Annotated in this window: 17 protein-coding genes; 15 read left to right on the top strand and 2 right to left on the bottom strand. The window is 61.6% G+C overall.

Annotated features, from left to right (window positions below):
• Positions 1-134 precede the first annotated feature (134 nt).
• The 3 genes from M1L53_RS33880 to M1L53_RS33870 all read left to right on the top strand — a co-directional run bounded on the left by M1L53_RS33880 (position 135) and on the right by M1L53_RS33870 (position 2,774).
• Positions 135-1,399 (top strand): IS3 family transposase gene (locus M1L53_RS33880; protein ID WP_252194295.1). Its coding sequence is split into 2 segments (ribosomal slippage): positions 135-438 and positions 438-1,399, totalling 1,266 coding nucleotides; the frame shifts between segments, so codons are not numbered across the junction.
• 319 nt (positions 1,400-1,718) lie between these two features.
• On the top strand, positions 1,719-2,471 hold the full coding sequence (locus tag M1L53_RS33875) for a hypothetical protein (protein WP_225320441.1): 753 nt from the start codon (positions 1,719-1,721) through the stop codon (positions 2,469-2,471).
• Positions 2,472-2,774 (top strand): hypothetical protein, encoded by a 303-nt coding sequence (locus M1L53_RS33870; RefSeq protein WP_054827418.1) that lies wholly within the window; start codon positions 2,472-2,474, stop codon positions 2,772-2,774.
• A gap of 31 nt (positions 2,775-2,805) precedes the next feature.
• On the opposite strand, the gene M1L53_RS33865 is transcribed toward M1L53_RS33870, so the two are convergent.
• Positions 2,806-3,411 carry a hypothetical protein gene (locus tag M1L53_RS33865; protein WP_261949487.1) on the bottom strand — a complete coding sequence of 202 codons (606 nt, stop codon included), beginning with the start codon at positions 3,409-3,411 and terminating at the stop codon, positions 2,806-2,808.
• Positions 3,412-3,678: 267 nt separating this feature from the next.
• Here M1L53_RS33865 and M1L53_RS33860 point away from each other — a divergent pair, with 267 nt between their 5' ends.
• The 5 genes from M1L53_RS33860 (at position 3,679) to M1L53_RS33840 (ending at position 7,863) form a co-directional block, all read left to right on the top strand.
• The gene (locus M1L53_RS33860) at positions 3,679-4,578 is read left to right on the top strand and encodes a hypothetical protein (protein ID WP_225320440.1); all 900 of its coding nucleotides are present in this window, start codon (positions 3,679-3,681) and stop codon (positions 4,576-4,578) included.
• 40 nt (positions 4,579-4,618) lie between these two features.
• A complete protein-coding gene (locus tag M1L53_RS33855; protein ID WP_166503034.1) occupies positions 4,619-5,404 on the top strand; it encodes a hypothetical protein in 786 nt (261 codons plus the stop codon).
• A 49-nt stretch (positions 5,405-5,453) separates the two neighbouring features.
• A complete protein-coding gene (locus M1L53_RS33850) occupies positions 5,454-5,843 on the top strand; it encodes a hypothetical protein (RefSeq protein ID WP_261949486.1) in 390 nt (129 codons plus the stop codon).
• Between the two features lie 87 nt (positions 5,844-5,930).
• Entirely contained in the window at positions 5,931-7,235 is a 1,305-nt protein-coding gene (locus tag M1L53_RS33845; protein ID WP_042927240.1) for an IS256-like element ISRer3 family transposase, read from the top strand.
• Between the two features lie 103 nt (positions 7,236-7,338).
• Positions 7,339-7,863 carry a hypothetical protein gene (locus tag M1L53_RS33840; protein ID WP_261949485.1) on the top strand — a complete coding sequence of 175 codons (525 nt, stop codon included), beginning with the start codon at positions 7,339-7,341 and terminating at the stop codon, positions 7,861-7,863.
• A 283-nt stretch (positions 7,864-8,146) separates the two neighbouring features.
• Here the strand turns inward: M1L53_RS33840 and M1L53_RS33835 are convergent, their stop codons facing one another.
• Positions 8,147-9,232, bottom strand: a complete 1,086-nt coding sequence (locus M1L53_RS33835; RefSeq protein ID WP_261949484.1) for a hypothetical protein — start codon at positions 9,230-9,232, stop codon at positions 8,147-8,149.
• A gap of 208 nt (positions 9,233-9,440) precedes the next feature.
• Here M1L53_RS33835 and M1L53_RS33830 point away from each other — a divergent pair, with 208 nt between their 5' ends.
• From M1L53_RS33830 to M1L53_RS33800, 7 genes are all read left to right on the top strand, one after another.
• Positions 9,441-9,983 (top strand): hypothetical protein, encoded by a 543-nt coding sequence (locus M1L53_RS33830; protein ID WP_003941816.1) that lies wholly within the window; start codon positions 9,441-9,443, stop codon positions 9,981-9,983.
• Positions 9,980-10,921: an alpha/beta fold hydrolase gene (locus tag M1L53_RS33825; protein WP_003941819.1), complete on the top strand. Its 942-nt coding sequence runs from the start codon at positions 9,980-9,982 to the stop codon at positions 10,919-10,921. The genes M1L53_RS33830 and M1L53_RS33825 overlap by 4 nt, the downstream gene beginning before the upstream one ends.
• A gap of 1 nt (position 10,922) precedes the next feature.
• On the top strand, positions 10,923-11,969 hold the full coding sequence (locus tag M1L53_RS33820) for a hypothetical protein (protein WP_261949483.1): 1,047 nt from the start codon (positions 10,923-10,925) through the stop codon (positions 11,967-11,969).
• Positions 11,969-12,868, top strand: a complete 900-nt coding sequence (locus M1L53_RS33815; RefSeq protein ID WP_003941829.1) for a hypothetical protein — start codon at positions 11,969-11,971, stop codon at positions 12,866-12,868. Before M1L53_RS33820 ends, M1L53_RS33815 begins: the two co-directional genes overlap by 1 nt.
• Positions 12,865-13,032 (top strand): hypothetical protein, encoded by a 168-nt coding sequence (locus M1L53_RS33810; RefSeq protein ID WP_157770399.1) that lies wholly within the window; start codon positions 12,865-12,867, stop codon positions 13,030-13,032. The genes M1L53_RS33815 and M1L53_RS33810 overlap by 4 nt, the downstream gene beginning before the upstream one ends.
• Positions 13,033-13,354: 322 nt before the next feature.
• Positions 13,355-13,648 carry a hypothetical protein gene (locus M1L53_RS33805; RefSeq protein WP_003941812.1) on the top strand — a complete coding sequence of 98 codons (294 nt, stop codon included), beginning with the start codon at positions 13,355-13,357 and terminating at the stop codon, positions 13,646-13,648.
• A 737-nt stretch (positions 13,649-14,385) separates the two neighbouring features.
• On the top strand, positions 14,386-14,985 hold the full coding sequence (locus M1L53_RS33800) for an HNH endonuclease family protein (RefSeq protein ID WP_235808525.1): 600 nt from the start codon (positions 14,386-14,388) through the stop codon (positions 14,983-14,985).
• Positions 14,986-15,004 lie beyond the last annotated feature (19 nt).

Genomic DNA, 15,004 nt, shown 5'->3' with positions numbered 1-15,004 from the left:
CATCGTCGATCCTTCCCGCCAAGCTCAGCTCGGCGTGTTGAATCAAGGACCGGATCCACCGTTATTCAGACAGTCCCACCTGAATCGCTCTGGGTTCGGTGGAGACTTCTGGCCTTGGAAACGAGGATGGAAGCATGCCGAATGAACGGGTGTCAGGGAGGCCGACGATGCGGCGGTATTCGCCGGAGGAGAAGGCCGGTGCGGTGCGGATGGTCCGGGCGTTGCGGGCCGAGCTGGGGACCGAGCATGGGACGACAGCGCGGGTTGCCTCGCAGTTGGGTTACGGGGTCGAGTCCGTCAGGTCGTGGGTCAAGCAGGCCGATATCGATGACGGTCTGACTGTGGGAGTGAGCACCGCCGAGGCCGATCGGATCAAGCAACTCGAGCAGGAAATCCGAGAACTGCAGCGCGCCAACGAGATATTGAAGCGTGCGGCGTCTTTCTTCGGGGCGGAGCAGGGCCGCCAGCACAAGAGATGACCGCGTTCATCGATGCCAATCGCGGCGATGTCATCGCGGGTCGGAGGCTTGGGGTCGAGCGTATCTGCAAGGCCTTGCAGATACCTCCGAGCAGCTACTACGCCACCAAAAGCCGACCGCCGTCAGCTAGATCGGTCTCCGATAGCCGGTTGCGGCCGGCGCTACGGGGGTTGTGGGAGGAGAATTACCAGGTATATGGGGTGCGGAAGCTGTGGAAAGCAGCCCGAAGATCGGGCATCGATGTCGGCCGTGACCAGGTCGCGCGGCTGATGCGTGCCGAGCAGATCGCTGGTGTGCGGCGAGGGAAGAAGGTGCGTACCACCCGAGCAACGGCCGGGGCGGATCGGCACCCCGATCTGGTTGGGCGGGATTTCACTGCGACTGAGCCGAACCAACTGTGGGTCACCGACCTCACCCACGTCCCGACCTGGGCGGGAATGGGCTACGTCTGCTTCATCACCGACGCTTACTCTCGGATGATCGTGGGCTGGCGCGTCGCGGCGAACATGCGCACCCAGGTAGTGCTCGACGCCATCGAGATGGCCCGCTTCAGTCGCGGCACACGGTTGACCGGGCTGCGCTGCCACAGCGATGCGGGCAGTCAATTCACCTCGGTCCGCTACGGCGAACGGCTCGCCGAACTCGGTGCAATACCGTCGATCGGGACCGTGGGCGATTCCTACGATAATGCTCTCGCCGAGAGCGTGAACGGCTACTACAAGTACGAACTCATCTACGGCCCAACGCATCCTGGTCCATGGCGCAGCATCGACGACCTGGAACTGGCGACACTGTCGTGGGTGCACTGGCACAATCACAGGCGGCTGCATGGTCACTGCGGCGACATCCCGCCAGCAGAGTACGAGAAGACGTTCTACGCTACTGAGCAGGGTGAGCAGGCCTTGGTTGAAATCAAATAGCCAGAGCCTCCATCAGACCCAGGGCGATTCACTCTGCGAGGAAGGCGGAGGCTTTGCCGCGGTGGGAGGAATTCGACGAGCGCTTCAAGGTCAAACACGCGCGGTGGCAGAAACGGCACGCGGAACGAATGCGGAGTCGCCAACAGGATCAACGAGTGGATGGCGATGGAGCTGTTCGCGTCTGAGCCATTCTGTGAAGGTGGCTCACCGCATCGACGATGACATCGATGCGGTGAGCCGGAGCACACTACGCCAGCAATGCGCCGCTGACGATGCTACTGCACCCCTGCTCGGAGGTGCGGAGATTAGGCTCAGCCGCATGACCCTCTGGTTCTTGCGCTCTCGATCCAACAAGTACGCGGTGAGAGTCGACATCGCCGCTGCTGCTGCGGATCTTCGTGGTCGAATGCGCGCTGTACGTGAGATCAGCTCTCCTACAGGCAGTGTGGACTGGGAGTCGGCGCGTGAGATCGCTGGAAAGTGTGATTCTCAATTCGTGGCGGCCGCCCGAACGCTTCCTTTTCTCGAGAGGCGCTTGGCGTTGGCTTGGGAGCGGTCGCTAGTCATGAGTTGTTGGTATGCCCGAGGTAATCGACACGGCTTCGAACTCCTTGAGGAACGAGGCTTTGCGCTTATGTCGATGCTCCCGCAAGGGGTTCAAGCGTCGGTCTGTCGCGAGTTCGTCGATGCCGTCGACCACCGCCACGAGATGGGCTCCCGCGTCGACGGGGTAGGCGAGTCGGTGTCTGCGGCGGAACCTGCGCTGGTCGAAGTGACTCAGAAAGCGTTGCGCCGACGAATGAAGGACGAGCGACAACTGATCGTGCTCGAGAGCGTGATCGGTGGCCAGTCCGGACGGATCGGTCAAAGCCTGCGGCATTATGTGCCGTGGCTCGACTTCGCGTGTGAGTATCTCGAGGACCCACGGGAGGTTCAGGAGCTGGAGATGCTTGTCGCTCGTTGGCGCATCGAGCGTTCGAAATACGTTGTGGAGAACCCGGATTATGCACACGTGCGGATTGTCGACGTGAAGACGGCGCAGGGCGGACCGCACCACAGAGAGGGCATGTAGATGAGTACCGAACCATTTCGAATCAGCGAAGGCAGCGCTCTGCACGCCGATGACCCGGATCCGTTGCGGCAGTACTGGTACACCGCTGATGACCTGGTGGATACCTTCGGTTACCGGCGGGACGCCTTGGAAGGTTTGTTCGGTGAAGCGACGCCCGGGCCTGGCGGGTTGGTGGGGTGGACGACGTCGGTGGTGTGGAAGATCGAGAGTGAAGTGATTGTGCCGGCGGTGGAATTGTTGGAGTCGAGTTTCCGCGATCAGGAGTCGATTGATCTCACGGTGTATCGGTCGTCGGCTGGCTGAGGCTCGGCGATTAACTGCCGCTTGCGGGGCCTTACATGTTGAGCTGGTTGGCCAGTCGACTGATCGGGCGCGGCTCGATGCTCAGGTTCCTCGGCTGAGGAACTCCGATGATGTGCACTCCGGCGCTGGCGCGGACGTGTGCGTCGCCGTTCATGGAGACAGAGGAAGTGTCTGTCGCTGCGACGAGAGTGTGGCCGGCAGCTTGGACGTGGCACTGGGAGTGGGCGAAGACGACAGCCTGATCTTCGGCGCGAATCTTGGCGTGATCGGTACCGACAATGTGGCTTTTCCCGCGCGCTTCGATGGTGACGCCATCGAATGCTTCGACGTGCGCGAATTCGTAGGCGGTGACACGGGCGCGTTGGGAGGCCTGGAGGAAGCATCGACCGGCGGCAGCGATGGATCCTCCGCTGATTCCGGCACACGATTGACCGATGATCTTCACGTCGACTCCGTGCGGGACATGCCCGAGGTCGAACCACAGGTCAGGGTCGGCGTCGATGATCAGTCGTTTGGCGCCGCCGCGGATGTGGTGGGTGTATTCGCTGAAGGTGTGAACGATCAATGCTGGACGGGAGGAACGTGCCGGGTGGAGTCGTGCGCGGTGGTGGGCAGCTTTTCCGATTGGGGCGTTCATAGGGTGATGTTGCCTCTACTGGTGAGTTTTCGAGTGGTTTTGGTGGCGGCGAGTCCGGTCACGATGCGGGAACATAGTCGTTCGAGAGCAGCACGAGCGGATTTTCAGGCATCTGAGATGTGCGGTCAGTGATAGTCCATGGCATGGACAGCGCACGCCCCAGCGGCCAAACGATGAGTTCGGAAGCCCGCGCTGTCCGGTAGAGCGGTTAGGGTCGGGTTCTGCCTGTGACCACGGGTGATGGACGCGCTGAAGGAGCTTTCCGAGATGGCCGAATCGAATGTGGAGTCGGGAAATACTGCCGACGGTGCTTCGACTTCTCTCTCCGCTGAGGAGGCCGAGTCCACAACGCCTGGCCGTGGTCAACGACCGGGGCTCGTCAGCGTCGCCGACGCAGGAAGGCGGAAACCCCCTCTCTCGACGTATCTGCCGATCCTGGGTGTCATTGCTGTGAGTGTGGCGGTGTGGATCGCTGCTCGCTGGGCGTTCGGTCGTCACGAGCAGGCTGGCCTGTGGTCGGTCGCGTCGTTCGCTGCTCTGGCTGGGGCGGCGGTGAGCGTGGCGGTGCGTCCGTTGATGGCAGGTTTGTGTGCACTCGTGCAGATTCCCGTGAGGCCGACCAGTCGCCCGATGGTCCCAGCAGTGGCAACAGCAGGATTGTGGTTCGGGGCGGTGATGGTCGCAGGCGGAGACGCGATCTTGCCGGCATGGCTCACGGTGGCCGCGTTATCCGTTTGGGCCGCGTGGATTGACCACTTCACCTTGCGGTTCCCCTTGCCGCTGATTCGTGCCGTCACCGCGGCGGGTCTGCTGCTCGGCGCGATGGCAGTGGTCGTCGATCAGGACCCTGCCTCGGGTCTTCGTGCTGTGGTGGCCGGGGCCGCGATATTCGCCAGTTACCTGGTGTTCGCGATCATTACTCGCGGTCACCCCGGTTTGGCGGATGTGAGGTTGAGCTTCATTCTCACGGCAGCTGTCGGATGGGTCGGTTGGATGAACGTGGCTTCGGCAGTGCTGCTGCCGAATATTCTGGCGGTGGTAGGGGTGGCGGTCACCAAGGTGTTCGGAGGCAGAAAGGTCCGGGGTGTGGAGTTCGGGTTCGCGCCGTACCTCGTTGTCGGAACCGCGCTCGCTGTCGCGTTGCCTGCGGGCTGGTGGCTGCTGTGAACCCGAGCAAACGTATCCGTACCGATGAGAGGAACTGGACATGAGGTGGCGCCGCCGGCGGAATCGTTTCCAATCACCGAACCGGGTGGAACTGGTGGATGAGTTCCTCGACCACGTTCACAAGGTCGCCGAACGCACTCTGCCGGCATCGGATGCGCCGGGATCGGCCGGTGTGCGGCGTCTGCATGTGGTGGCCACCTTGATTCGCGAGTTGGAGGAGCACGTCGATACTCGTGAGGCCCGCGGTAGTAACGCTCTCGAGTCGGCGAGTTTGGGACAGTTCTACGTAATGACCGCGCACAGTTGCGCTGCACGACTGGCGGCGGATTTCGATGCGGAAGACACTCCAGGGCGTGATGACGAAAGGCTGTCAGCGCTCGACGAATTCCATGCTGTTCAAGCAGCCACCGGCATCACTGTCAGGGTTCACGGAATGCCTACCTCCCCGGAGGGGGTGAAGGCGCTGACGGAGTTGGTACGACAGGCTCACCGCGGCGAGGAACCTCCAGTAGTGGCCGCCGAGAATGAGCGTGAGGTCGGCAGATTCGGTGCACTTCTCGACGTCCCTGTCCCTGATCGGGACATTCGCGGGCTGGTCGAGCACTTCGAACGCTTGGCGGACAAGTCGTCGGGCCCGATCGGGCGTCGGATGCCGGTGGTGCGTGCCCGTGCGTTGGTCGCGTTCTTCGATCAGTACGCAGCCAGACTGACCAAGACTGGGCGGGATGCGTTGCCCAGCCCGCACGTCCTCGAACACGCAACGGTGTGTCACCTTTCCGAGCGAGCCCGCTGGCATCTCGATCGAGTCAGAAGCATCCGGCGGTAGTAAATCGTCCAGCGACGTATCGAACGGGAAAGTGGAGGAGAGGAACAGGATGGACGACAGAGCTAGGGACGTGAAGTCAGGCATCGTTCACACCGAACTTCCGTGTGAGTTCTGCGCGGAGCATCCGCAGTACTTCGCCGGTGACCCTGTCGGGTTCGTGCGCGCAGCGAGGTGGGCCGCGGTCGTCAAAGACTGTTGTCATGGCAACGCCCCCGTGGACTACTTACTCTGCGACGAACATTGGGCCATGATCCGATTTCAGCAGTTGCCCGGCCAGTGCCGACGATGTGGGCGTATCGCCTACTCGGTAGCCGATATCGTCAGCACCGAGATTCCGCTAGGCCGGACCGCTGAAGGCGCGTGGCCGTTAGTGGGACGTGACATCCCTGTTCCGAGCAATGATCAGAACCTGTGGATGGTTCTCGGCGAGGCGGCGTGAGTGGGCGCACCTTCCCGGGAATGATCTGAAATTCCATCAGCTCTGATCAGGACCGGCGTTGGCGCGCTGGTTCGGGAAGGTACGCCCATGCTCACGGTAGTTCAGGATCAGCAATCCTCCAACGACGACAGCGGTGTTGGTCGGTCGTTGCTTGACGAGATCGTTCGCGACGGTGCCCGGCAGATGCTCGCGGCGGCGTTGGCCGCCGAAGTCGCCGCATACATCGAGCAGTTCGCCGAGCATCTCGATGAGCACGGCCGGCGGCTGGTGGTCCGCAACGGCTATCACCACGAGCGTGACGTGCTCACCGCGGCGGGGGCGGTGACGGTGACCGCACCGCGGGTCAACGACCGCCGTGTCGACGCCGAGACCGGTGAACGGCAACGGTTTTCCTCGGCGATCCTGCCGGCGTGGTCACGCAAGTCCCCGCAGATGACCGAGGTGTTGCCGCTGCTGTACCTGCACGGGCTGTCCAGCGGCGACTTCGGTGCGGCGTTGGAGCAGTTCCTCGGCACTGGTGCCGGGCTGTCGGCCTCGACGATCACCCGGCTGACCGCGCAATGGCAGGACGAGGCGAAGGCCTTCGCCGACCGGGATCTCTCGGGCACCGATTTCGTGTACCTATGGGTCGACGGCATCCATCTCAAGGTCCGCCTGGAGCAGGAGAAGCTGTGCTTGCTCGTGATGATCGGCGTCCGCGCCGACGGCCGCAAGGAGCTCGTCGCGCTCACCGATGGGTTCCGGGAGTCCACAGAGTCGTGGGCTGATCTGCTGCGCTCATGCCGACGCCGCGGGATGACCGCCCCGGTGCTGGCCGTCGGTGATGGGGCGCTGGGGTTCTGGAAGGCACTGCGGGAGGTGTTTCCGGATACCCGTGAACAGCGCTGCTGGTTTCACAAGCAGGCCAATGTGCTTGCTGCGCTGCCCAAGTCGGCTCATCCAGGTGCGACCGCGGCGATGCGGGAAATCTACAACGCCGAGGACATCGACAAGGCCCAGGTCGCGATCAAGGCCTTCGAGGTAGATTACGGCGCGAAGTACCCCAAGGCGGTCGCCAAGATCGTCGACGACGCCGACGTGCTCCTGGAGTTCTACCGGTACCCGGCCGAGCACTGGATCCACTTGCGCACTACGAATCCGATCGAATCGACGTTTGCGACCGTGCGGTTGCGAACCAAGGTCACCAAGGGCCCTGGGTCACGCGCAGCGGGGATTGCCATGGCCTACAAGCTGATCGACGCCGCACAAGCCCGCTGGCGGGCGGTCAACGCCCCCCATCTGGTCGCGCTGGTCCGTGCCGGCGCGGTGTTCCACAAAGGCAAGCTGCTCGAACGACCCATCGACATCTCACCCGCTGAGCCCGACGAATCAAGCGAAACGGAGGTCGCCTGAAACACCCTCATCCACAGGTCTTGACAATATCTCCCCTGTTCCTCGATACGTTGAATAGGTCCCGCAACAGACTCTTTGAAGGGTGAATAGCAGCGTGTTGATCATGGCGCTCGGAGAAGGTTTGACGCAGGGGCAGGCAACGATCATCGCGGCGGGGATCGCAGTGGGGGCGGCGAGCATCGCGTTCTTGGGAATCCTTGTGAAGGCCCGATCCGACAGAGCGTTGCATGAGGCCACGCTTGGTGAGGATCGTGCAGTCCAGCATCGACAGCAGGTGACCGAAGCTCTCTTGTCTGCGCTTGAGGCGATGAACCGGGCTGATGAGTTGGTGTCGAGTAATAACCCGATCATGGAGCGGGACTCTGATGCCTACCGTGACCGCGACAGCCGCTACTACGCATGTGTTTCTGCGACGTTGAAACTGCAGATATTGGGGCTGGAGGATGCGCACTTGGCGATGTCCGAGTTTACGGGTTCGCTTGGCCTCCACTGGGCTATCGCTGACGAGGACGGCATTGCGCGACCGCACTGGGACACGTTCGGAAAGATCATCGAAGCAAAGGCGTCGTTGCCGTATACGTTCAGCAACACGCTGGCGCAGTTGGATCAACGGGCGTTGCAACACTGACTGCGAACCGATTTGGCGGAGCCTAAATCGCCGAATAACCCGGGGGACACGGAAGAATTTGAGAGTAGATCGGTCCAGCTAGTGCTTCTCAGTCGTTGCCGCTGTCTACATCCACGAGGTGGCGAGCGCGGTGGGAATGAGTATCTGCCGGGGGAGTCCATGACAGATTCGATAGTCGCTTTCGCTCCGGTTTCGTCGATGTCGGCGATCACGAAAACCGAAGTGCCTCTCGGTTTGATTCAGACGTAGTCGCCGCTCGTTATAGTCCGCCGTTCGTGCGTTCTTACGGCTGTAAGTCGGACGGGCATGGGACCACGTGGGGGTGGCTCGGGCACACGGTGACAGGAAGCCCGTAATTGTCTTCCGTTGGAAGCCTTTCCGGTTTTTTGCCGTTCTCGATGACCATGACACAGGCGGTGCCACCTATGCCAGCCGCTCCGGCCAACAGATCTGCCTCGTCCGAGCCAATCTGTTTGCGAATAGTGTCCGCCACTTCGCGAATGGTTGTGTCTTTCGATGTGGTGACTTGCCAAGCGGCTTCCTCGAGCTGTCTCACTACGACGTTGTCAGGTGCTTCTGTGTATGCGCAGTCGAGCAGTTCAATCACGGTCCCAGCCGTTTTTTCGATGTCGGTCAGGGGAAGTCGAGCATCCGCGTCGGCTTTCTTGATGGTGTCAGTGTCTACACGTGTGGGACGCTCGAGCTCACCCTGCAGCAGTAGGTCCACTTTGATCTGACCAGTAGTGGGGACGGGGTGGTATTGCGCTGAAATAGTGGAGGTAACGGCGTCGCCGGCGTCCGGACCGAATGGCACGCATATCCAACTGAGCGGAACTTCCTCCCGTGGTCGGCAGCGGCACCCTGTCGGGTACTTCGAAGGTGTGGACGCTGGCGCCTGATCGAAAGGTGCGCACGGGCAACCATTTCCTTCGTCGTCTTGCAGGTACCACTCGTAGTGTTCACAGTCGGATTCTGGTTCACAGATGGCGCACTCGGGCAGCATGACGCATGCCCGGCCGCCGTCGATTCCCGTGTTTGTGCTGCATACACATTTTTGCGTGCTGTTGTGTTTCTCAATGACATCGGCGATGGACTGAGCGAACTCGGTGGGGCCGAATCCCTGGCTGCCTGACGAGTGATGTTCGTCGAAAATCGATCTTTCGACATCGGCGATCGGCGTGCCACCGATGGTGGCCCTTCCGCTCGACGCGGTAACAAAACCGCCCGCCCCCAGGTGGTAGGTGCGAATCTTCTTCGCGTCATCGTTCAAGATGTGGGCAGGGATACCTGGTTTGCAGGTACGGCCGTCCGAGGCGAGAACATAGCCGTTGGTTGCACGGGCGAAAATGATGACAGTCACGCGGTTCATTAGAGCTGATCACCGACCGCCTGGCCGAGGGATCCGCCATCTCGGACCGATTTCTTTCGACAGCAAACCCGTCGAGTGCGCTTTCCACTAGGCCGGGCTTGAAAGAAGGACGGTTCGGAAGGGGACAGCGCGGTGGTTGGAGCTGTGCTGTCCAGGTCCGAATCTATGGTCCTCCCACATGCCGTTTGGACGACGAGGAGTGAGCCTGATGACTGTCGAGATTGTTCGTATTCATCCGACGGAAGCGAAGAAGATGCGCCGGCTCCACCGGCACTGGTCGCCGGGCACCGACGTTCCCGCGGGACTTGGGGGAGCAGGAACGGTGGGCATTGTCGCATCGTCGGAATACCGGCAGCTCGGGTACGCGCTGGCATCAGCGCCTCATGGGCTGGTTCGGACCGCGCGTGAAGCAGGTTGGTCTCCGGAGGGTTGTGAGCGGCTTGCTGCACAAACCCGCATCGTCGAAGCTCTCGTCGTCAACCCGGATGTTCCCGACGCGGCCATAGTCAGGGCAGCGCTGATCGAGCGGTTGATCGCCGAGCTCACCGACGATATGGCAGGCAACGGTCGCTTGTACGGCTCGACGGAGGACCTTCCGGAACGGGTGCAGTTCTGGCGCGAGTTGGGGTTCGAGGTGAGAGAGCCGAATACTCCGACGACGTGGGAACATCCGGGGTGCCGCACATTGCGATACAGCGGTGAAAGCCCCGGCTGCAGACAGTTCACCCGGACTCTGGGCGGGCCGCTGTGAACCGCGAGGAGGGACGCTCGCACACGCTGGTTGTCGCGGACGGAACCAGACTCGCGGTCCGCGAGGTCGGATCCCGAACGGCGCCGCTGACGGTGGTCTTCGTGCACGGCTTCTGCCTACACGCCGGTGCTTGGGCGCCTCAGCAACGCTCTGTGAGTAGGCAGTGGGGTGAGCGGGCGAGGTTGGTGTTCTTCGATCACCGAGGTCACGGTGGCTCAGGGGGTGCCGATGCCGGCACTTACACGATCAGCCAGCTCGGGCGAGACGTCGAGGAAATCATTCGGGTGGTAGCGCCCACCGGACCCGTTGTCCTCGTAGGTCATTCGATGGGCGGTATGGCGGTGTTGTCGTACCTCGCACAACACGCCGATTCGACATCTCGTGTGGTCGGCGTGGGGTTGATCTCGACCGCCTTGAGTAACGTCGCGGGCGCCGGAATCGGGCGTGCGTTGAATACCCCGGCAGTCTCACTGCTCGGCGGTGCGTGCGCGCGTGCACCGAGATTGGTCGGGCGCAGCTGGAGTCTCTCGCGGCGGCTGCTGACGCCCGTCATCGGCGCGACCTGTCCCATGGCTCCGAGCTCGGGCCTGCGGGCGGCAGCGACGTCGTACGAGATGGTCCACGCGACACCGATTGCGACGGTGGCGGCATTCTTGCGGGACCTGCGTCTCTACGACGCGTCTGCCGCGGTGGGAGCGCTGGGGCGCATCCCGGTATCGATCATGTGCGGAACCAGAGATCGGGTCACTCCGATCCTGCATTCACAGCAGCTGGCTGCGCTTCTGCCCAACGCCGAACTCGTTGCCGTCGCCGGTGGCCGGCACATGGTGGGTCTGGAGCAACCGCAGGTCGTCGGAGAAGCGCTCGATCGGTTACTTGTCCGTGCGCAGACCTATCACCGGGAGCATTCACCTACAACGGATCTGGTCGGAGCGTGACGTGAGCGTAGACAGTGCAGCAACCGCAGTGCGGTCCATGATCGCCGACATCGACGTGGACCCGGAGAGCGACGAATTCTTGTGCGCGCTCGACCGGTTGTGGGAGAAGATGCTCAGCGAGCGCGTGGCGGAGATAGTCGGGCTCAGGCGTGAGCAGACGTGGAGTGCTGACGAGCCTGGATGGGAAGGCAATTCGTCGCTCGACTACTACCCTCGGCGCGATGTGTGGCGCACGACGGTACATACCGGTCGCACCGCCGGCGGTGAGGAGGTGAAGATTCCGCTCGCTCTTCTCGCGCCGGTTCTGATCGGACTTGTCCCGGTTCTTGCGGGCGTGACTGCGCCGGCGAACCCATTCGTCGCACTACTGGTCTGCATTGGTCTCGCCGCAGGGATAGAGGCGGTGGGGTTGTGGTGGTGGACCCGCCGCGATCCACTCCGTCTGAGTGAGGAGGACAAAACCGAGATCGGCGTCGCTGTGACAGCTCTGCAGACGTTGATCTCAGCGGGCGGAGCGCATGTCGAGCTGCGGTTGGCGTTGGCGGCATCGGCACTCGTCGACGAGATCCGCACCGTTCCTGTCTGGGAAAGCGAGGATCTCGACATAGGTCGCATACGCCTGAATCTCGACGAGCAACTGGCCGAAATTCTTGCGCATGCCGGTGAACTCGCCACAGTGCGAGCAACTTTGGGAACCCCGGCGGCGGGTAGCGGCCCGCAAGCCCTCGCAGCGAGGGAAGCTCATCTGGTGAGCAGCCGGTGGCTCGAGCGGGTCGAGCGTTCGCTGCTCACACGTGTAGCTGCGTTGTGGAGCTATCGTCGCCATCTGCTCGAGCTGCAGGAATCAATCGCTGCCGGCGAATCTCTCGACAGGATTCACGACGGGGACCAGGCCATCGAGGGCCTTCTGGTCAACTCGGCCGGCGATGATGTGGCGGCTTCGGCGATAGGTCAGTTGGCGATCGACCTCACAGACCTTCGGCGCGCCCGAGAGTCCGCGTTGGCGGAGCTACGCGGAGAGCTCTACGAATTCGAGGAGCGGGACTGATGGGGAGAAGTCACGACAGGATCAGTCCGGACCGCGGTAACGGCGTCTTCGACCCAGATCGGGGAGAGAGCGACATCGCCACCCGCAAAGAAGGTGCCTTGATTTCGGAACACGCGTACAGCACTCGCGGCGACATTCGCAGCGGAGCACGCGAACTCGACCATGCGACAGAGAACTTGCCCGGCCTCACCCGCGCAAGTCGAGACCTCAACCGGGCCTATCCACGCCCGACGCCGGCACCGATCGAGAACCAAAGGTTGCGCCGAGAGCTGCCGGCGGCGATCGAACTACGTCGCTCGCTGTCCGCGCGGCAGAAAAACGCACGCTCTGCCACCAAACGGGAGGTGCTCGATTCGATGCCGCAGGCGCAGTACAACGCACTGTCGGCGTTGACGTCGGATCCGAACGTCTGGAAGGAAACGAACAACGCGCTGTCTGCGGTTGCCGGCGATGCCGTTGAACTCGACGACGGCAGGCGTAAGCAGGTGCAGCGTGTCGACCGCGCTATTCAACGGTACGAACGTGAATCCGGCCGCGGACATCTCGTCTACACCTCTGTCAGCGTTCCCAATGCTGTGGTCAACCCGGCGGACTTGCCTGCCACGCTTCAACCCGGCACGGTGCTTTCCTTCGACCGGTTCACTGCAGCGACGCACTCGCTGCACGAGCTCGATTCCACCACTCGCCCGACAGATGTCGTCTTCGAGATCTCGACAGAGCGGGGGATGTACTACGGGCAGTCTTCACGGATGAACAACTCACATCATTTGCTTCCGAGAGGAATCCAATTGGACGTGGTGGGTGCACATTTCGCGCCGTACGAGCGACCTGGACAACAACCTGGCGAGCGCCTGATCGTGCAACTGACCGATCACAGACCCGAAGGAGAACAACGATGAGCAAAGACCAGACGGCGCGCCGTCGCCGGCCGGACCTGACATTTCATCCTGACATTCTCGGGATCCCGGCACAGTTCCGAGTCGTCGACACCCGCCGAGCGGAAGAAGCTGGCCCCGACAAAGCCGGTGACGCAGTCCGCGATATCGGCGCGCAAGAGAACTGAAGGACGCACACAAAAGAAAAGTCGGAGGCCACCACATGGTGTGCCCCCGACTCACCCGGTGCATTCTCAGTGCCGCCGACACTACCTCACGCGATCGACCAACTCGGCCAGTCCTGTCATTCGCCGGTGCCGAATCGGGGCAGCCTCTTGAAACTTGTGCACCCGAGCGCCGGCTGAATTTCCCGGGCTGACGGCGAAATGAAAGGAGCCTGAGCTGCAGGTTCTGTACGGAGGTGCGTGCACGGCGTCATCCAGTCCAGGTCCGGAGTTAGCGTGCGGCGATGCCGGACGCACCGCATCGGCTCGCCAGGAAAGGGAGACCATGACCACGCCGATCGAACCCCCCGATACAACTGTCGTCACGCTCGCCGCACGAGCCAGGGAAGCTGCCGCCGCAGCACGAAACGCGGCCGAAAAGGAAAAGCAGGACAGCTCCGAAACTCAAGGTGACGAAGACAGCGGTCGACTGATCGTGATGCTCGACGAATACCCCGCGTTTGTTCCTTCTGCGGATCCGAGCGAGGTGGCCGTGAATTTCGCCCGCAGAGTCAGTCTTTCATCCGTCGCACCTAACGCCGCCGAATTGATGTGGCCATCAGCAGAGACGAAAGAATGATGATGAGGCGCAAGGTCGCCACGTGTGTTGCCGCTGCGGGGCTTCTTATGACCGTGGTCTCGGGGTGCGCAGCGGTTGCTCAGGGAGGCCCCTGGACGGGAATGGAGACGAGTGCACCTGCTGCACCTCTCGTGGTCGCAGAAGTGGCCGGCGAGTCGACACCTCGCCTCGACGAATTGCTCGGATCGGTGACTGTCGTCGACAAGTTGCCGAATATCCCTGGTTACGAAAGGGGTTGCGGCACAGGCGAAAGGTGCGTTTTCGGAACCGCATGGACCGACAAGTACGACGGTCCTCTGGCCAGAAATGGTTGTGACACTCGCATTATCTGCACGCAGTTTTGACATATCTCAAAACCTTGCTGGTAGGCCCCCATTGTTCGATGTCGACGGTGTGAGTTATGTGAGTGACGATGGTCAGTTCGTGTGACGGTCGACCGGTTCGACCGCACGGATAGGGACGATGGCATGTTCAATCACGCACGTGGCCGGTTGATTGGGTTCGGTGGATGTGTAGCACACCTGGTCTGATGTCGGGATTTCCCGACAATCATCCTCATGAGTTTTGTTGATAAGAGTGCAGATCCTCTGCACTGCATATGATTTAGGAGTTTCACGTTGCATAGTCGCTTGGTGCGTTCCCGTTCCCTCCTGGTTGCCGTCACTGCCTTGGTCGGGTTGTCGATTTCCGGTTGCAGTACGACGTTGGCGGATGTGATCCCAGCAGGATCGTTGTCTGTGGATAGCCCTGGTCAGCACGATGTTGATGTGGCTTCTTCCGTTGCGCTGTTGGAGACGCTTCCGGTGAAGGGGCGTGCTCCGAAAACTGGTTACAGCAGAGATCAGTTCGGTCAGGCATGGTCTGATGATGTCGATGTGGAGTTCGGGCATGACGGGTGCGATACGCGCAATAATCTGTTGGCTTCGCGGCTGACTGACGTGGTCTTCAAAGAAGGAAAGAAGCAATGTGTTGTTCTCTCTGGCACGTTGGCTGATCCTTACACTGGAAAGACGATCAATTTTGTTCGGGGACAGGATACTTCGACTGCGGTTCAGATTGACCATGTGGTCGCGTTGAGCGATTCGTGGCAGAAGGGTGCGCAACAATTGAGTCTTCAGGAGCGCACGAATCTGGCGAACGATCCCCGAAATCTGATCCCGGTGGATGGACCGACGAACGCGAAGAAGTCTGATTCCGATGCCGCATCCTGGCTTCCCCCGAACAAGGCGTACCGATGCACCTACGTCTCGAAGCAGATCACGGTGAAGTCGGTCTACCGCCTGTGGGTGACTCAAGCAGAGAAGGATGCGATGTCTGCCGTATTGTCCGCGTGTTGATTCACAGTTCCGCGTAGAT

The organism is Rhodococcus sp. T9N, from assembly GCF_024436645.1.
GTDB classification, from domain to species: domain Bacteria; phylum Actinomycetota; class Actinomycetes; order Mycobacteriales; family Mycobacteriaceae; genus Rhodococcus_F; species Rhodococcus_F qingshengii.
Note: the sequence above shows the minus strand (reverse complement) of the source record. Positions and strands in the feature narration are given on the sequence as shown.